Origin of the sequence: uncultured Cloacibacillus sp., assembly GCF_963926575.1 — a bacterium.
Lineage (GTDB): Bacteria > Synergistota > Synergistia > Synergistales > Synergistaceae > Caccocola > Caccocola faecigallinarum.
Genome location: NZ_CAWUXW010000005.1, coordinates 253157 through 269702 on the forward strand (window position 1 = coordinate 253157; position 16546 = coordinate 269702).

General features: G+C 59.7%; 17 protein-coding genes and 1 tRNA gene. 11 read left to right on the plus strand and 7 right to left on the minus strand.

Annotated elements, in window-relative coordinates; genetic code table 11:
- The first annotated feature begins 265 nt into the window (after window positions 1-265).
- Together nifJ and ABGT66_RS12500 are read left to right on the plus strand one after the other, a co-directional pair.
- Window positions 266-3796, plus strand: coding sequence for a pyruvate:ferredoxin (flavodoxin) oxidoreductase (gene nifJ / locus ABGT66_RS12495; protein ID WP_346691054.1), 3531 nt, complete (start codon window positions 266-268; stop codon window positions 3794-3796).
- A gap of 305 nt (window positions 3797-4101) precedes the next feature.
- A complete protein-coding gene (locus tag ABGT66_RS12500) occupies window positions 4102-5655 on the plus strand; it encodes a pyruvate carboxylase subunit B (protein ID WP_346691056.1) in 1554 nt (517 codons plus the stop codon).
- 46 nt (window positions 5656-5701) lie between these two features.
- Here the strand turns inward: ABGT66_RS12500 and ABGT66_RS12505 are convergent, their stop codons facing one another.
- Entirely contained in the window at window positions 5702-5935 is a 234-nt protein-coding gene (locus ABGT66_RS12505) for a hypothetical protein (protein ID WP_346691058.1), read from the minus strand.
- Between the two features lie 138 nt (window positions 5936-6073).
- Here ABGT66_RS12505 and ABGT66_RS12510 point away from each other — a divergent pair, with 138 nt between their 5' ends.
- From ABGT66_RS12510 to ABGT66_RS12535, 6 genes are all read left to right on the plus strand, one after another.
- Complete coding sequence (locus tag ABGT66_RS12510) at window positions 6074-6631, plus strand: DUF2284 domain-containing protein (protein ID WP_346691060.1); 558 nt, start codon at window positions 6074-6076, stop codon at window positions 6629-6631.
- A gap of 7 nt (window positions 6632-6638) precedes the next feature.
- Window positions 6639-7055 (plus strand): DUF1622 domain-containing protein, encoded by a 417-nt coding sequence (locus tag ABGT66_RS12515; RefSeq protein ID WP_346691062.1) that lies wholly within the window; start codon window positions 6639-6641, stop codon window positions 7053-7055.
- 34 nt (window positions 7056-7089) lie between these two features.
- The gene (gene fsa, locus ABGT66_RS12520; protein WP_294194316.1) at window positions 7090-7746 is read left to right on the plus strand and encodes a fructose-6-phosphate aldolase; all 657 of its coding nucleotides are present in this window, start codon (window positions 7090-7092) and stop codon (window positions 7744-7746) included.
- Between the two features lie 77 nt (window positions 7747-7823).
- A tRNA-Ser gene (locus ABGT66_RS12525) sits at window positions 7824-7911 on the plus strand.
- Window positions 7912-8087: 176 nt separating this feature from the next.
- Window positions 8088-8570, plus strand: a complete 483-nt coding sequence (tnpA, locus tag ABGT66_RS12530) for an IS200/IS605 family transposase (RefSeq protein ID WP_346691064.1) — start codon at window positions 8088-8090, stop codon at window positions 8568-8570.
- A 177-nt stretch (window positions 8571-8747) separates the two neighbouring features.
- Entirely contained in the window at window positions 8748-9008 is a 261-nt protein-coding gene (locus ABGT66_RS12535; RefSeq protein WP_294195023.1) for a type II toxin-antitoxin system Phd/YefM family antitoxin, read from the plus strand.
- A 407-nt stretch (window positions 9009-9415) separates the two neighbouring features.
- Here ABGT66_RS12535 and ABGT66_RS12540 read toward each other — a convergent pair whose 3' ends face one another.
- Entirely contained in the window at window positions 9416-9736 is a 321-nt protein-coding gene (locus ABGT66_RS12540) for a pyrimidine/purine nucleoside phosphorylase (RefSeq protein WP_294195027.1), read from the minus strand.
- 115 nt (window positions 9737-9851) lie between these two features.
- Here ABGT66_RS12540 and nudC point away from each other — a divergent pair, with 115 nt between their 5' ends.
- The 3 genes from nudC (at window position 9852) to ABGT66_RS12555 (ending at window position 11773) form a co-directional block, all read left to right on the plus strand.
- Entirely contained in the window at window positions 9852-10646 is a 795-nt protein-coding gene (gene nudC / locus ABGT66_RS12545; RefSeq protein WP_346691067.1) for an NAD(+) diphosphatase, read from the plus strand.
- Window positions 10625-11152 (plus strand): cob(I)yrinic acid a,c-diamide adenosyltransferase, encoded by a 528-nt coding sequence (gene cobO / locus ABGT66_RS12550; protein WP_346691069.1) that lies wholly within the window; start codon window positions 10625-10627, stop codon window positions 11150-11152. The genes nudC and cobO overlap by 22 nt, the downstream gene beginning before the upstream one ends.
- Before the next feature lie 135 nt (window positions 11153-11287).
- Window positions 11288-11773, plus strand: a complete 486-nt coding sequence (locus tag ABGT66_RS12555) for a rubrerythrin family protein (protein WP_294195033.1) — start codon at window positions 11288-11290, stop codon at window positions 11771-11773.
- 251 nt (window positions 11774-12024) lie between these two features.
- Here ABGT66_RS12555 and ABGT66_RS12560 read toward each other — a convergent pair whose 3' ends face one another.
- The 5 genes from ABGT66_RS12560 to ABGT66_RS12580 form a co-directional block, all read right to left on the minus strand.
- A complete protein-coding gene (locus ABGT66_RS12560; RefSeq protein ID WP_346691070.1) occupies window positions 12025-12699 on the minus strand; it encodes a hypothetical protein in 675 nt (224 codons plus the stop codon).
- Window positions 12700-12721: 22 nt separating this feature from the next.
- Complete coding sequence (locus ABGT66_RS12565; protein ID WP_346691072.1) at window positions 12722-13834, minus strand: hypothetical protein; 1113 nt, start codon at window positions 13832-13834, stop codon at window positions 12722-12724.
- Between the two features lie 184 nt (window positions 13835-14018).
- On the minus strand, window positions 14019-14531 hold the full coding sequence (locus tag ABGT66_RS12570; RefSeq protein ID WP_346691073.1) for a cyclophilin-like fold protein: 513 nt from the start codon (window positions 14529-14531) through the stop codon (window positions 14019-14021).
- A gap of 20 nt (window positions 14532-14551) precedes the next feature.
- Window positions 14552-15094 (minus strand): flavodoxin family protein, encoded by a 543-nt coding sequence (locus ABGT66_RS12575; RefSeq protein WP_346691074.1) that lies wholly within the window; start codon window positions 15092-15094, stop codon window positions 14552-14554.
- Between the two features lie 120 nt (window positions 15095-15214).
- Window positions 15215-16534, minus strand: coding sequence for a Y-family DNA polymerase (locus tag ABGT66_RS12580; protein WP_346691075.1), 1320 nt, complete (start codon window positions 16532-16534; stop codon window positions 15215-15217).
- Window positions 16535-16546 lie beyond the last annotated feature (12 nt).

The window sequence follows — 16546 nt, forward strand, 5'->3', positions numbered from 1 at the left end:
AAACGAGCGCGCCCTTACGCACCTCCGTGCGGCGGGGCGTGCTCCGTTTTTCCGCGCGACGAAATCTTTACGCATTCTTTACGGAAAGTTAGGCGCATAATATCGCCGCCGCGGCGCATAATCTTCAATATTGGCGCGGATTATCGTTATTTTGCGCGAATTAGCCGCGAGGGCTGGAAATTTGCAGAAAATTGTGCAATAATAAGTTGTTTGACAATAATAGGCACAAAACCCAAATGTTGGGAAGCAAATGGGAGGTAAAAAAATGTCAGAGAGAAAGATGGTAACGGTAGACGGCAACGAAGCGGCGGCGCATGTCGCCCACGCCGTGAACGAGGTAATATCGATCTACCCGATCACGCCGTCGTCGCCGATGGGAGAATGGTCGGATCAGTGGTCCGCGGAGCACCGTCCGAACATCTGGGGAACCGTCCCGCTCGTCGAAGAGATGCAGAGCGAGGCCGGAGCCTCGGGAGCCTACCACGGAGCGATACAGGCCGGAGCGCTCGGCACGACCTTCACCGCCTCGCAGGGACTTCTCCTCATGATCCCGAACATGTACAAGATAGCGGGCGAGCTCACCAGCACCGTAATGCACGTCACGGCGCGCAGCCTCGCGACCCACGCGCTCTCCATCTTCGGAGACCACTCCGACGTAATGGCGGTCCGCAACACCGGCTGGGCCATGCTCTGCTCCTCGACCGTCCAGGAGACCACCGACAACGCCCTCATCGCCCAGATGGCGACCCTCGAGGGACACGTCCCCGTCCTCCACTTCTTCGACGGCTTCCGCACCAGCCACGAAGAAATGAAAATTGAAGAAATATCCTACGACACAATGCGCGCCTGCATCGACGACGACCTCGTCCGCGAGCACCGCTACAACAGACTCACCCCCGACGCGCCGCTCGTCCGCGGAACCGCGCAGAACCCCGACGTATTCTTCCAGGCCAGAGAAGGCGCCAACCGCTACTACGCCGATATGCCCGACATCTTCCAGGCCGCGATGGACAAATTCGCGAAGATCACCGGCCGCCAGTACCACCTCTTCGACTACTACGGAGCGGCAGACGCCGAGCGCGTAATAGTCATCATGGGCTCCGGCGCGGCGGTAGCGCGCGAGACCGTCGACTACATGAACCAGCACGGCGAGAAGGTCGGCCTCGTCGCCGTCCGCCTCTTCCGTCCCTTCGACGTCAAGCGCTTCTGCAACGCGCTGCCCGCGACAGTCAGGACCATAGCCGTCCTCGACCGCAGCAAAGACCCCGCGGCCATCTGCGAGCCCCTCTGCGCCGACGTGCGCGAGGCGCTTAACGGCAGCGGCATCACCGTCGTCGGCGGACGCTACGGCCTCTCCTCGAAGGACTTCACCCCCGCAATGGTCAAGGGCGTCTACGACGAGCTCAACAAGCTCGAGCCGAAAGACGGCTTCACCATCGGCATCGAGGACGACGTCACCTTCACGAGCCTGCCCTACGATCCCTCCTTCGACACCGAGAACCCGAAGACGGTACGCTGCCTCTTCTACGGCCTCGGCTCGGACGGAACCGTCGGCGCGAACAAGAACTCCATCAAGATAATAGGCCAGGAGACCGACCTCTACGCGCAGGGCTACTACAGCTACGACTCCAAGAAGTCCGGCGGCTACACCGTCAGCCACCTGCGCTTCGGCCCCGACCCGATATACGCCAGCTACCTCATCAACAAGGCCAACTTCCTCGCCTGCCACGTCTACTCCTTCCTTGAGAAGCTCGACGTGCTCAAGAACGCGGCCGACGGCGGCACCTTCCTCCTCAACGCGCCCTTCGGCCCCGAAGAGATCTGGGACAAGCTGCCCTACCGCTACCAGAAGCAGATAATAGACAAGCACCTCAAGTTCTACGTCATCGACGCCGTCAAAATCGCGAAGGAAACCGGCATGGGCTCCCGCACGAACACAATCATGCAGACCTGCTTCTTCGCCATCAGCGGCATCCTTCCGCAGGACGAAGCCATCAAGGCCATCAAGGACTCCATAGTCAAGAGCTACAGCCGCAAGGGCCAGGCGATAGTCGACAAGAACATCAAGGCCGTCGACGAAACCCTCGCCAACCTCCACGAGGTCAAAGTCCCCGCCGAGGCGACCAGCACCTTCGACATCAAGCCGCCCGTCGCCGACGACGCGCCCGAGTTCGTCAAAGACGTGCTCGGCCCCATGATGGTCCTCGAAGGCGACAGCCTCCCCGTCTCCGCCCTGCCCGAGGACGGAACCTTCCCGACCGCGACCACGCAGTACGAGAAGCGCAACATCGCGATAGACATCCCCGTCTGGGATCCGAGCCTCTGCATCCAGTGCGGCAAGTGCGTACTCGTCTGCCCGCACGCTGCGATACGCTCCAAGGTCTACGACAAGAAGCTCCTTGAGGACGCCCCCGAGACCTTCAAGCACGCCGACGCGAAGTGGAAGAACTTCGCGGGCGAAGCCTTCACGGTACAGATCGCTCCCGAGGACTGCACCGGCTGCGGCCTCTGCGCCCACAACTGCCCGGTGAAGGCCAAGGAAGAGGGCGGCGCGCGTCCGCTCACGATGAAGACCCAGATGCCGCTCCGCGAAACCGAGCGCGCGAACTGGAACTTCTTCCTCGACATCCCCGAGACCGACAGGAACCAGCTCAACACCTCGACCGTCAAAGACGTACAGCTCCTCCGTCCGCTCTTTGAGTTCTCGGGCGCCTGCACCGGCTGCGGCGAAACTCCGTACCTCAAGCTCCTCTCGCAGCTCTTCGGCGACAGGGCGATAATAGCCAACGCCACCGGCTGCTCCTCCATCTACGGAGGCAACCTCCCGACCACCCCGTGGTGCGTCAACGACGAAGGCAGAGGCCCCGCGTGGAGCAACTCGCTCTTTGAAGACGCGGCCGAATTCGGCCTCGGCTTCCGCCTCGCGATAGACAAGCACGCCGAATACGCCGCGGAGCTCCTCAAGAAGATGGAGCCCGAGCTCGGCGAAGAGGCCGTCAAGGCGATACTCGAAGCCCCGCAGACCACCGAGGCCGAGATAAAGGCCGTCGAAGAGAAAATCGACGAAGTCAAGGCCCAGCTCCACTACATGGGCACCGAAGAGGCCGAAGAGCTTGAATCCGTCATCGACAACCTCGCGAAGAAATCCGTCTGGAGCATAGGCGGAGACGGCTGGGCATACGACATCGGCTACGGCGGACTCGACCACGTCATCGCCTCGGGCCGCAACGTCAACATCCTCGTCCTCGACACCGAAGTCTACTCCAACACCGGCGGACAGGCCTCGAAGTCGACCCCGCGCGGAGCCGTGGCGAAATTCGCCGCCGCGGGCAAGAAGATGGGCAAGAAGGACCTCGCCATGATGGCCATGAGCTACGGCGACGTCTACGTCGGCAAGGTAGCCATCGGAGCCAACGACGCGCACACCGTCAAGGTATTCAAGGAAGCCGAAGCCTACAACGGACCTTCCATCATCATCGCCTACTGCCACTGCATAGCGCACGGCATAGACATGGTCAACGGCCTCGACCAGCAGAAGCGCGCCGTGGAATCCGGCCACTGGATGCTCATGCGTTACAACCCGGACCTCGCCAAGGAAGGCAAGAACCCGCTCATCATCGACAGCAAAGAGCCGACGCTGCCGCTTGAGGACTACATCTACAACGAAGTCCGCTACAAGAGCCTCAAGACCATGAACAAAGAAGAGGCCGCCCTCCTTCTCGAAGAAGAGAAGAAGGCCATAAAGGACAGATGGCGCTTCTACAAGCACATGTCCGAAATGAAAATGGACGACTAGTCCGAAAGACTGAGCAACACCGCAGAGAAGCCCCCGATTCGGGGGCTTCTTTTTTACGCGCGCTGCGCGCGGGACGGTCGAATTGTATGCTCCCGCCGCACAAATTTTTTAGAATCTTGCGAAATTGTAAGTAATTGACGAAAAAAAACGACATCGGCACTTGAATAAACCCCGCCTGACGAAGTAATATACAGTAACCCAACGACCGCGGCGCGAAACGCCGCAGCGGAGTCCGAACGGACGCCGCCGCCTCGCGGCGACGCGGCCTTGCGGATTTGAATTTATGATGGAAGGGTAGGTCATCCATGTCAGAAACAGTGGTGAAGCAGGAAATCAAAGACGCTAACGGAAACGTTATAGCCACGAAGATAACCACCGCGGAAGCCGTAAAGGCAGAACAGGCCGCGGCGGCGGAAGCTCCGTCCATTTCCGTGCAGGAAGTGAAAAAGCCCGCCGAAACGAAGAAAAAACCCCGCGTCGGAATAACCGAGACGGCGTTCCGCGACGCGCACCAGTCCATAATGGCGACGCGCCTCCGCACCGAGGACATGCTGCCGATATGCGAGGCCGTGGATGAAGTAGGCTACCACTCCATAGAATGCTGGGGCGGAGCGACCTTCGACTCCGCGATGCGCTTCCTTAACGAAGACCCGTGGGATAGGCTGCGCCAGTTCAAAAAGCGCCTCAAGAAGACGAAGACCCAGATGCTCCTGCGCGGGCAGAACCTCGTCGGCTACCGCCACTACTCCGACGAGACGGTGCGCGAGTTCGTAAAGCGCGCCGTCGGCAACGGAATGGACATCATCCGCGTATTCGACGCGCTCAACGACCTCCGCAACATGTCCATAGCCGCGGAGACCGTCAAGAAAGAGGGCGCAGAGCTCCAGATGACGATATCCTACACCGTGTCGCCCGTCCATACGCTCGAACTCTTCGCGAAGCAGGCGCAGGACATGGCCGGAATGGGCGCCGACTCGATATGCATCAAGGACATGGCGGGGCTCCTCTCGCCGGCGGCGGCTTCCTCGCTCGTCAAGGCGATACGCAAAAAGGTCGACCTTCCCATCCAGATACACAGCCACTACACCAGCGGCATGGCCTCCATGACCTACCTCGCGGCCCTCGAAGCCGGAGCCAACGTCGTCGACTGCGCCATATCGCCCTTCGCGATGGGCACCAGCCAGCCCGCCACCGAAACGATGGTCGCGGCGCTCGCGGGCGGCCCGCTCGACACCGGCCTCTCGCTTGAAAAGCTCCTGCCGATAGCGAAGCACTACCAGAAGCTCCGCGAAAAATACAAGGACATCATCATGGGCGTCAGCGGAGTCAACATCAACATCCTGCTCTACCAGATACCGGGCGGAATGTACTCCAACCTCCAGAGCCAGCTCAAGGAAGGCGGCTGCCTCAACAAATTCAACGAAGTGCTCGAGGAAGTGCCGCGCGTCCGCAAGGAAATGGGCTACCCGCCGCTCGTCACCCCGACCAGCCAGATAGTCGGCACGCAGGCCGCGATGAACGTCATCTCCGGCAAGCGCTGGAAGATGATCCCCAACGAAGTGCGCCAGTACTTCCGCGGCTACTACGGAAAGACGCCGGCTCCAGTCGACCCAGAGATACAGAAGATAGTCCTCGGCGACGAGCAGCCGATCACCTGCCGCCCCGGCGAAAAAATCCCGCCGGAAATCGAGCAGGCGAAGAAAGAAATCGGCGTATGGTGCACCCAGCCCGAAGACGTCCTCTCCTACATCCTCTTCCCGCAGGTCGCCAAGGACTTCCTCCCCGCGAAATTCGCGAAGGAAAACTACGCCGACCTCGGCAACGAGCCGCAGGAAGCGCCCGAGGCATACGCGATATAACGAAAGCTCTTACATTACCGCAAAAATAAGACGCCCGCGCGGCGTCTTATTTTTTATCCGAATGCGCGGACCGGCCGGACTTTTCAAACTCCGCCGCGACTTCCTCAAACTCATCCTCCGTCAGCAGCTTCAGCCACAACCCGTTCCGCACCTCTGTGAATCCCGCGCGCAGCATCGTCTCCTGGTCGGGACTTGAAATATAGGACAAAGCCGGCGCCGTCTTCCCCATCGCTCGGTATTCGGTCAGGCGGCAGAGCACGCCCTTGTAACAGCCTTTCATAAAACCTTCTCCTTTGAAAAAACATGCGCATATTCTAAGACATAACGGCGGCGCGCAGAAAGGCTCGCCGCGCGTTGAAGTTTCGCGCGCGCTTGAGTACAATGTAAAAAACGGTCCGCGCGAAGGGAGGACGACGCCGTGCTTAAATATTCCGCCGTTCCGCTTGAAAACAAAATCGCCGTAAGCGACTACGTCCGGGACTACGTGGACGTGCCGCGCTTCCTCGAATGCTGCAGGGCGTGCTATAACTACTCGTCGAAATGGTCCTGCCCGCCCTACGGCTTCGACCCGCTCGGCCTATGGACGCAGTTCCGCGAATTTCAGATATTCGGCACAAAGCTCGAGCTCGCGCCGGAATTCATAGGCGCGGACTACAACGCTCCGGATACGAACAAAGATATACGCGCGGCGCTCTCCGCAGAGAAACAAAAGCTCATGGAGCGCGCGCTCGCCCTCGAAAAAGAACGCCCCGGCAGCCTCGGCCTCTCGGCGGGAAGCTGCGAGCTCTGCGCCGAATGCGCGAAAAAATCCGGCGCGCCCTGCCGCCGTCCGGAGCTCATGCGCTACTCCATAGAGTCGCTCGGCGGCGACGTATGCGCGACGGCGCAGAACCTCCTCGCCACGCCGATAAAATGGGCGTCGGAGGGCCGCGTGCCGGAATACTTCGTCCTCGTCTGCGGCCTGCTGACGAAATAACGCCGTCATGGAAATCCTCAGCTCCGCGCCGCACACGCTCCACCTCTTCGCCGAATACGCCTGCGCGGCGATAGAATTCATCAGCATAATCATCATACTCTGCGGCGTCGCCGCGGCGATCGCGCGCGGCCTGCGCCTCGCGCTCTCGCGCCGCCGCGCCGCGAAAAACGAATGGCTGCACCTGCGCCTCTCGCTCGAAGAGACGCTCATGCTCGGCCTCCAATTCCTCATGGCCGCCGACATAATCGGGACGATAAGCAACCCGGACCTGCAGGGCGTAATCGTCCTCACCGTCATCGTGCTCCTGCGCGTCGTCCTCAGCTTCACGCTCAGCCGCGAAGTCGCGGAAATGGACAGGCGCGAACGCGAAGCCGAAGGCCGCGCGCCCTCCGACGAAAAACATGACGCGGACGCGCCGCGTTAAAAAAAATACACATTATCCGAAAGGGAGATAAAAAATGAAATTTTTCCTCGACACAGCCAACCTCGACGAAATCAAAGAAGCCTGCTCCTGGGGCGTAGTCGCCGGCGTAACCACCAACCCGACGCTCGTCTCCAAAGAGGGGAACATCGACTTCCACACGCGCGTGCGCGAAATAGCCGAGGTCGTCAACGGCCCAGTCAGCGCCGAAGCCGTATCGCTTGAAAAATCCAAGCTCGTCGAAGAGGCGAAGGTCATCGCCAAGATTCACCCGCAGGTCGTCGTCAAAATACCGCTCTGCCCCGACGGCCTCGGCGCGGTAAAAGAACTCACCGCGCTCGGCATCAAAACCAACGTCACGCTCGTCTTCTCCGCGAACCAGGCGATACTCGCCGCCGCCGCGGGCGCGACCTACGTCAGCCCCTTCGTCGGACGCCTCGACGACATCGGCGAAGACGGCCTCAAGCTCGTCTACGACGTAGTAGACATCTACGACGCCTACGGCATTGAGACCAAGGTCATAGCCGCGAGCCTGCGCCACCCCGCCCACGTCCTCGAATGCGCCAAAGCCGGAGCCGACTACGCGACAGTCCCCTTCAAAGTCCTCAAAATGCTCTTCAACCACCCGCTCACGACCAAAGGCATCGACCAGTTCAACGCCGACTGGGCGAAATACATGGAGGCGAAGAAATAACACCCCCCGCGCGGACGGCAAACGCCGCCCGCGCTTGCCATAACAGGCCGCAGCGATTATAATGCACCAGTAAACGCGGAGAGTTGTCCGAGTGGTCTATGGTGATTGACTTGAAATCAATTGGGTGTCACAGCCCCGGGGGTTCGAATCCTCCACTCTCCGCCAATTAATTTTCCAGATGTTGTCAAAGCCCTCGTTTCGAGGGCTTTTTTATGTATAAAGAAATCTCCCGGCTATGCCGGGAGTTCATTCAGCTTATAGCTATGAGCAAAAGCTCCTCTGACGTAGTATAAGAAAGTCCGTCAACCGTCTTATAACAACGTACAGAGGAGGTCCCAAATATGGATAATGACACCCTAGCACATACAAAATGGAATTGCAAATATCATATTGTCTTTGCTCCGAAATTCAGAAGACAGATTATCTACGGCAGGCTGAAAACTGAGATTGGGAAAATTTTAAGGACTCTCTGCGAGAGGAAAGAAATTGAAATTCTTGAAGCCAATCTCTGTGCAGACCATATCCATATGCTGATTGCCATACCGCCCAAATACAGTGTGTCGCAGATTATGGGATACCTAAAGGGCAAAAGCTCGCTTATGATATTCGACCGCTTTGCACATATGAAATACAAATATGGCAACAGACATTTCTGGTGCAGAGGATATTACGTAGACACAGTAGGGCGCAACCAGAAGAAAATAGCGGAGTATATCAGGAACCAGCTGAAAGAGGACTATCAAGCAGACCAGCTGAGTTTGTTTGAGCCGGTAGACCCGTTTACGGGTAAGCCGGTCAACTCAGGCAAAAAAGATTCCCGGTAAGCTCCTTTAGGAGCCGCCCGGGAAAGTGGTGCGGTTGGCGGACTTTCAAGCTCGTTTAGAGCTGCCGGTAATATGCCCTTATAGGGCTGGCACAAACTACCGGCTTAGCCGGTAGTTCTGATTTTGCCGTTATGCTTATATTTATGACATAATAAGGCCACAGAAGGAGTGATAATAATGCCGCAGATTATTCCTATTCGGGATTTGAAGGACACGGCGAAGATATCTCAGATGTGCAGCGAAAGCAAGGAACCGATCTATATCACGAAAAACGGCTACGGCGATATGGTGATTATGAGTATGCGGACTTATGAAGAGCGGCTCGGGATGGCGGATATCTATGCCAAGCTGGCCGAGGCGGAGGAAGATATCCGCGCGGGAAGGATTTCCGATGCGGCGAGTTCTTTGAGCGATATACGAGCGAAGTATAATGTATAGCCTGTTCGTTACAGCTCAGGCGGAAAATGATCTGACGATATCGTCGCTTATATAACGCAGAAGCTGTTCAATCCATCAGCCGCCGGCGAGCTGCTGGACGGCGTTGAAGCCTGCTATGAAAATCTGCGTCGGACTCCTTATATGTACGGAGAATGCTCCGACATAAAGCTTCGGGCGGAAGGATACCGCATGGCTGTTATAGGCAGTTATGTGCTTGTTTATAAGATTGACGAGGTTTCAAAAAACGTGCTGATTATGCGTTATTTCTACGGAGCACGCGACTATATGCGTTTACTTTAAGAACGGCCGCCGCTATTCTGAGCTGAATCAAGCGCGCACACACCAAAACCAAGCCGGGGCTCACGCCCCGGCTTTTCGTTTGTCGTTCGGTTACGCGCGTTTTTGCGTTATTCCTTCACGTAGGCGCAAATGTACTGCACGGGGACGTAGCAGCGGAGGCCGTATTTGCTGTTGGCGGGGACTTTGAAGGCTTCGCCGGCCTTCATGAATTTCCATTCGTCGGAGCCGGGGAGCTGCACTTCGCACTCGCCGTCGGTGAGGTCCATTATCTCGGCGTCGGCGGTGCCGAATTCGTATGCGCCGGGCATGAAGATGCCGAGCGTGCGTTTTTCGCCGTCCGCGAGCCAGAGCGTGTGGCTGATCACCTTTCCGTCGAAGTAGACGTTGGCTTTGGTTTCGGCGGTTACGTGTTCAAATTTTTCGATCATGACGAGCCCTCCTGAGAAATGATATTGCGATGTATAAATAATAGTGTTCTTTTGCCGCTAAGTCCAGTACAATAACGTTCGGGTATATCTGTTCTAAGAGGAAGAAGGACCGTAAATGTCTCTATGCTATATGTTTCATAAGGGGCGCGTGATTCTTGCCGGAGGCGGGCGCGTGCCGGAGCGCGGCGAAGTTCCGGACTGTCTCGCCGCGAGGTTCGTGAATTCCGGGCTTGTGGACAGGGACGGCGCGGACGACGTCTGGGCCGAGCTCTCGGACGAGTGCGAAATTCCCGCGGGTTTCGAGGCCTGCGAGCGACGCACATGCTGGACGACGGCGGGCGAGGAGCAGTTCTTCCGCATCGGCAAGGCCTTCCATTACATGGACTGGGAGCGGACGCACAAATTCTGCGGCCGATGCGGCGCGGCGAACGTCTTCGACGACAGGGAGTGGGCGATGCGCTGCCCGAGGTGCGGCGAGCTCATCTACCCCGTCATCTGCCCCGCCATCATCGTCTGCGTCGAGCGCGACGGGAAGATTCTGCTGGGCCACGGAGTTAATTTCCCGCCCGGGCGCTACAGCGTGCTCGCGGGCTTCGTCGAACCGGGCGAGAGCCTCGAGGAGTGCGTCGCGCGCGAGGTCTACGAGGAGACGAAGGTCCGCGTCAAAAACATAAAATACTTCGCGAGCCAGCCGTGGGCCTTCCCGCGCTCGCTGATGCTCGGCTTCACCGCAGAGTGGGAGTCCGGCGAAATCTGCCCCGACGAGGGCGAGATAGAGGACGCGAAGTGGTTCGCGCCGAACGAGATTCCGGAGTACTACCGCGGCGTCAGCATATCGGCGCGGCTCATCGAGGACTTCGTGCGCCGTCACGGAGGAGGCGGAGAAAAATGTTCGGCGAAAAAGGGCTGATACAGGTCTACACGGGCGACGGCAAGGGCAAGACGACGGCGGCGCTCGGCCTCGCGCTGCGCGCGGCGGGGCGCGGCGCGAAGATCGCCTTCGTGCAGTTCATGAAGGGCAGCCCCGTCTACGGCGAAATCGTCTCGCTCGCCATGCTGCCCTGCGTCACGCACGTGCGCACGGGACGGACGCAGTGCATCTTCAAGGGCGACGAGACGGAGGAGGATTTCGCCGAGGCGCGGCGCGGGCTGAAGCTCGCGGCGGAGTTCATGAGCTCCGGCGAATACGACCTCGTCGTGCTCGACGAGATAAACGTGGCCGTGGACTTCGGCCTGCTGACGGCGGACGACGTAGCCGCCGCGCTCGACAAAAAAGCAGAGGGGACGGAGGTCGTGCTGACCGGGAGAAACGCGCCGCGGGAGTTCATAGACCGCGCCGCGCTCGTCACCGAGATGCGCGAGGTGAAGCACCCATACCGCGACGGCGTGCAGGCGCGCGCGGGCGTCGAGTTCTAGCGGGGATTTTCGCGGCGCTTGACAAAAACGCCATTGCGGATTAAACTTATAATTGTTTTAGATAACGTGCTCACGGGCGCGCTAAATGTGTGGGAAAAACTATCAGGATAAAGAACTCTAAGGAGGAGAATTTTCATGTCAACGAAAGATAATCTCGCAGCCGCATTCGCCGGGGAGTCCCAGGCCAACCGCAAGTACCTCATGTTCGCCGAGCAGGCTGAAAAGGACGGATTCAAGGGCGTAGCGAAGCTCTTCCGCGCCACCGCCGAGGCCGAGACCATCCACGCCTTCGCGGAATTCCGCGCCAACGGCGGAGTCGGCACCACCGCCGAGAACCTCCAGGCCGCCATCAACGGCGAGACCTACGAGTTCAGCGAGATGTACCCGCCGATGATCAAGGAAGCCGAGGCCGAAGGCGACAAGACTGCCGCCCGCGTCTTCCACTTCGCGAACGAGGCCGAGAAGGTCCACGCGCAGCTCTACAAAGAGGCCCTCGCCGACATGGCCGGAGCCGAGGACGACTACTATCTCTGCCCGATCTGCGGCTACATCCACAAGGGCAAGACCGAGGCCAACTGCCCCATCTGCGGCGCGAAGGCTTCGATATTCAAGAAGTTCTAGTCTTTACGAAATAAGCGCAACCGAAGAAACAACGGGCCGGAGCGCGGGAAACCGCCGCGCTTCGGCTTTTTATACTCATTCAACTTTTTAAGAAAACACCCGTTAATCGTCATTCCGCGCTCCGACGGAACGCACCGTCCGCGTCAGCGGATAAAATAAAATTTCTTTAGTGCATTCCTAGCATCGGCGGCGTTTTCGCCGATGGACGCGGAGTGACGGGATACGCCGTCTGCTCCTTCAGTCACGCGGCTTCAAATACCCGCCGCTTTGCATAATTCGTAAAAATCCCTGCGTCCGCCGCTTGCTCTATACTCGTCGTAGCAGCGGTAAAGTTTCTTATAGTATTCAAGCTCCGCCGCAAGCTCCGCGGGTACGTCGTTTTCCTTGATTACGCGCTCCGCCTGCGCGACGGTCTCTTCGTAAAATTCGCGCGGCATCAGGCAGATTTCGGGAAACTCGTGCGAGCCGTAGTCGAGGCGGCGCAGCAGCTCGCGCAGCCACAGCTCCGCCGTCTTCGCGTCGCGTTCGGGGCTTTCGTAGGCTTCTTCGAGAATCGCGTAAATATCGGGCTCGCCGCTCGGCGCGAAGAGCGTCGAATTACTGCGAAAAAGCTGATATATCCAGCGCATCTGCGGCATTTTATGCACCGCGCATTCTTTTATCAGATATTCCCAGACGATACGGGCGAGCGCGTGCGGCATCAGGCCGTTGCCGCGCTCGGCGAGCTCCGCGAGCCCGCCGCCGTCGCAGATATCGCGGCAGAAGCGGAATAGGAGCGCCTCCCGTTCCGCCTCCGTCCCGCTTTTTTCAAAATTTTGGACGAAGTCCGCGATATATGCGTTCGCCTGTTTTTTCAGGCCGCGTTCGTAAAGTTCCGCGTAGCGGCGCAGCCCTTCGGAGAACTCCGCGTATTTGTCGCCTTCCATAAATTCCGCGCCGCCTCCTCAATTACGTCTGCTGGTGCAGCAGCCCCGCGATATGGCAGTCGGGGCAGATTTCGAGATAGAGCGTGCCCTCTCCGCCGAACTCGTCGAAGAGCATATCCCACTCTATCTGCGCCGCGTATTTCATCGGCCTGCCGCATTCGGGGCATTCGAGGTACTGCCAGTCCTGAATCCAGTTCGCAAAGCCGCCTATCGTGCTGACGCCCTCGTAGTACGCGCCGTAGAATGGCGGCACACAGCGCTCCGCGAGGACGAGTCTGTTGTTTACAAGCTCTGCCAGCCCCTCGTCGCCGAGACAATTTCCCCAATCGTCGAGCGTCAGATTATTCGGCAGAGGCTCGCCGCCGCCGCGCAGGTCGAAGCGCGTGAAAGCGCCCTCCTCCTCGAAGCCGACGCAGTTCGGGCAGCAGGCGGCCGTTATCACGCCGTCCACGCCAAGGAAGCGCAGCCGCTCGTCGCGTCCGTCTAGGATCACGGCGTCGACCATGCGGCAGCCGCAGTGCGGGCAGAAGTCGTTTCTAGGGCGCATGAGGCGCGCCGGCTCGTCTTCGCGCGGCGTCCCCTTTACAAGCGGGATGCAGCGGTCGAATACCAGCTCGCGCCGCCGCCCCTCCTTATCGAAGGTCCAGCCGCCGCACTCTGCGTATATGGAGGGGTCTACGTGCAGCTTTTTCCGCCACGCGCGCGGATTGCGTTCAAGCTCCAGCAGAGCCGCGAGAGCCTCGTCCCCGCCCTGCATTGCCAGACACTCCATAAGATAACCCGCCTCGTTCGGCGAATCCGCCGCCGTCAGCGCCTTCGCCAGCCCAGCGCCCACGTCCGACGGCGCGTGGTAATAGAGCTGTTCAAAGCCGAAAACTCCTGCCGCGAGCGCCGCGCGCTGCATCTCGGGCGTTACGGCGCCGTGGTACGAAAGCAGCTTCCAAAGGTCTTTCGTCTCCTGCGAGTCCCAGTCGTCGAGCTTTTCTATATTTTCGATTATCTTCCGCTGTCTTTCCGCAATCTGCTCCGCGCTCCACGCCTGCGCCTCGCGCCGCTCCGCTTCCGCGCGGCAGAGCCAGCAGAGCCCTTCGTAGCCGATCATACGCCCGCATGACGGGCATTTGTGTTCAAGCATTTTCTCACGCCTCCTTTCGCGCGCTGTTCGTCCCCTTCGCAATCGTCCAAAAAGCAAAGCGTCCGTATATGAAGATGCACCGCCATTATACAGCCGTCCCCGAAGATATGCGCGAATACGAAAAATCCCGCTCCGTCAGTGCGAAGCGGGATTTACAGAAATTTTACAGACACGGCGCGCGCTGTTATTTTGCGAGCTCTATCAGGACCTCGTAGCTTCCTTCGAGCGCTGCTATCTTCGACAGTTCGCAGGTTATCACGCCGATGTTGACCTGATAGCCGTACTGCTCGGAATTTTCCTCATCGTCGAAAAGTATGGTGAAGTAGTTCGCGTCCGTGGCGAAATCTATGTCGCCGTTGAGCCAGCCGTGGTGTACGTCCTCCTCTTTATACGGCAGAGGGTCGTCCATTATTCCGCAGAAGTCGTGCGAGTAGCGGCTGACGCGGACCTTGTAGGGGAGCATTTTGACGAGCGCCTGCGCGGTCTCGCCGTCGTTGAGGACGCCGGGGATTACCGTGTCGCCGAAGTGCATCAGGATTTTCGTGCCGTTCTCCGGCGCGACGCGCGTCGGCATCGCGGGGTTTTCGCGCTGCATCTGCGCGCCGTCGGAGGCGACGCGGAGGGGCGCGGCCTCGGCGCATACGGCGAGGCTGAGGGCTGTGAAGAGCGCCGCCGCGAAGGTCAGCATTGATTTCATCGTTTACACGCTTCCTTTCGTTATTTTACCGCGCGGCCCATCTCGTAGGCGCGTTCGAGCGCGGGACTGCCTTTGACTGCGCCCACGGCGTCGACGCCCGCGGCGAGGACGCTGCCCTTCAGCTCCGCTTTGTCGAAGCATTCAATCCAGCCCTGAAGGCCGACCAATGCGCGCTCGTCGGCGTCATCGGAGTCGTCGGCGGCGGAGGTGAAGAGATATATGTCGCGGAAGCCGTAGTCCGTGCCGAAGAGCGGATTGCTGCGGTCAAGCATCGTCTTGAGCTGCCCGCTCATCTCGTAGTAGTAGATCGGCGTCGCGAAGGCTATCACGTCGGCCTCGTTCATCTTCGCAAGTATCGCCTCCGTGCCGTCCTTTATGACGCATTTGCGCGTCTTCTGGCAGGCGAGGCAGCCTTTGCAGAATTTCAGCTCGCAGTCGGCGAGCGCTATTTTCTCGACGCTGTTGCCCGATTCCGCCGCGCCGCGCGCGAATTCGTCCGCGAGCGTCTCGGAGTTGCCGCCGCGTCTCATGCTCGACGTTATTACAAGAACTTTTTTAGCCATGATTTTTTCCTCCAATGCAGATTTTTCAATTCCACGCGCACAATATAGCGCCGCCGCGAAGCTATGACAAATACCTATGCCGCATGAACCGTCATAGCCGCAAGGCATGGCCCCGCGCCGTCAGAAGTTTACGCGCCGTTTCGGCCCGAGCGGAAGGGCCGGGCGGCCTCGCGCGTCGTCCGCCGCGGCGCTGTGCTCGCGCCTCGGGTGCCAGCGCGCGCTCTTCTCGGGCGCGGTGAAGTTGTCGGCTGGCGCTATGACGACGCGGCCGAATTCCGCGTTGAGCGCGTCCGCCGTCTCCGCGGCGCGGTGCGCGGCCGGCGAGCCGGATTCCTCGCCGTCGAACAGAAGCCCCTGCACGCCGCAGCTAACGTCGGTGAAGCCGGAGAGCAGGACTCCGGCCTTCTTGTAGGGCCGCCCCGCCTCGAAAACGCGCAAGAGCAGCACGCGCGCCGCGGCGAGGAAGTCCGCGTCGAGCGAGCGCGGCTCGCGGAAGGAACATTCTTCAAAGCGGGAGTAGAAATTTTCCCGATGGAACGGGCTGGTGCGGAGGTAGAGCCCCATGCGCGAGGCGCGCTGCTTCATGCCGCGCAGCTGGCGCGCCGCGCATATAGTGAAGTATGAGACGGCGTCGAGAAGCTCGTCGAAGGAGTAGACCGGCTCGCCGAAGGAGCGCGAGACCTGCACGGACTTAGCCGCGCCGTGGTTCGCCGCGAGCGGGTAGGCCGGGAAGCCGCGCAGCTCCCATGCCGTGTAGAGCGTGTTTATCGAGAAATTCTCCTTGAGCCACAAATCGTCGGCGCGCATCAGCTCCGCGGCTGTGTTCACGCGCCCGCGCAGCGCGAGCTTCGCCGCCGTCCTGCACCCGACGCCCCAGACCTCGCCCGCGGGGAAGGCCCCCATCCACGCCGCGTCGTCCCTGTGCGCCGCGTCGAGCCAGAAGACGCCCGCGCGCGACTTCTTCGCGACGTGCGAGGCGAGCTTCGCGAGCGTCTTCGTCGACGAAATGCCGAGCGAGACGGGAATCCCGCAGCGCCGCCATATCTCGGCGCGTATCGCGCGGCAGTAGGCTTCCGCGTCCTCCACGGAGGCGATGGCTAGGTTTATGAAAGCCTCGTCTATCGAATAGACCTCCATCGTGTCAGTGAAGCGCGAAAGGCAGGCCATCACCTCCGACGAAATCTTATTGTAGAGGCCGAGCCGCCCGCTCAGCACAGCCGCGCCGATGTGCTCCAGCACGCCGCGCGCCTTGAAATAGGGCTCGCCCATCGCGACCCCCGCAGCCTTCACCTCCTCCGAGCGCGAGACGATGCAGCCGTCGTTGCCGCTCAGCACGACGACGGGGCGCGAGACGAGCGACGGGTCCTCGCGGCGCTCGCAGGAGACGAAAAAATTGTTGCAGTCGCAAAGGCCGATAGAACGCTCGGAGTACTTCTTCATGTAACAAATCAC

Excerpts from the sequence above, each read along its gene's own strand:
- nifJ (WP_346691054.1), top strand. The coding sequence starts at position 266 with ATGTCAGAGAGAAAGATGGTAACGGTAGACGGCAACGAAGCGGCGGCG.
- ABGT66_RS12500 (WP_346691056.1), top strand. The coding sequence starts at position 4,102 with ATGTCAGAAACAGTGGTGAAGCAGGAAATCAAAGACGCTAACGGAAAC.
- ABGT66_RS12505 (WP_346691058.1), bottom strand. The coding sequence starts at position 5,935 with ATGAAAGGCTGTTACAAGGGCGTGCTCTGCCGCCTGACCGAATACCGA.
- ABGT66_RS12515 (WP_346691062.1), top strand. The coding sequence starts at position 6,639 with ATGGAAATCCTCAGCTCCGCGCCGCACACGCTCCACCTCTTCGCCGAA.
- fsa (WP_294194316.1), top strand. The coding sequence starts at position 7,090 with ATGAAATTTTTCCTCGACACAGCCAACCTCGACGAAATCAAAGAAGCC.
- tnpA (WP_346691064.1), top strand. The coding sequence starts at position 8,088 with ATGGATAATGACACCCTAGCACATACAAAATGGAATTGCAAATATCAT.
- ABGT66_RS12535 (WP_294195023.1), top strand. The coding sequence starts at position 8,748 with ATGCCGCAGATTATTCCTATTCGGGATTTGAAGGACACGGCGAAGATA.
- ABGT66_RS12540 (WP_294195027.1), bottom strand. The coding sequence starts at position 9,736 with ATGATCGAAAAATTTGAACACGTAACCGCCGAAACCAAAGCCAACGTC.
- nudC (WP_346691067.1), top strand. The coding sequence starts at position 9,852 with ATGTCTCTATGCTATATGTTTCATAAGGGGCGCGTGATTCTTGCCGGA.
- cobO (WP_346691069.1), top strand. The coding sequence starts at position 10,625 with ATGTTCGGCGAAAAAGGGCTGATACAGGTCTACACGGGCGACGGCAAG.
- ABGT66_RS12555 (WP_294195033.1), top strand. The coding sequence starts at position 11,288 with ATGTCAACGAAAGATAATCTCGCAGCCGCATTCGCCGGGGAGTCCCAG.
- ABGT66_RS12560 (WP_346691070.1), bottom strand. The coding sequence starts at position 12,699 with ATGGAAGGCGACAAATACGCGGAGTTCTCCGAAGGGCTGCGCCGCTAC.
- ABGT66_RS12565 (WP_346691072.1), bottom strand. The coding sequence starts at position 13,834 with ATGCTTGAACACAAATGCCCGTCATGCGGGCGTATGATCGGCTACGAA.
- ABGT66_RS12570 (WP_346691073.1), bottom strand. The coding sequence starts at position 14,531 with ATGAAATCAATGCTGACCTTCGCGGCGGCGCTCTTCACAGCCCTCAGC.
- ABGT66_RS12575 (WP_346691074.1), bottom strand. The coding sequence starts at position 15,094 with ATGGCTAAAAAAGTTCTTGTAATAACGTCGAGCATGAGACGCGGCGGC.
- ABGT66_RS12580 (WP_346691075.1), bottom strand. The coding sequence starts at position 16,534 with ATGAAGAAGTACTCCGAGCGTTCTATCGGCCTTTGCGACTGCAACAAT.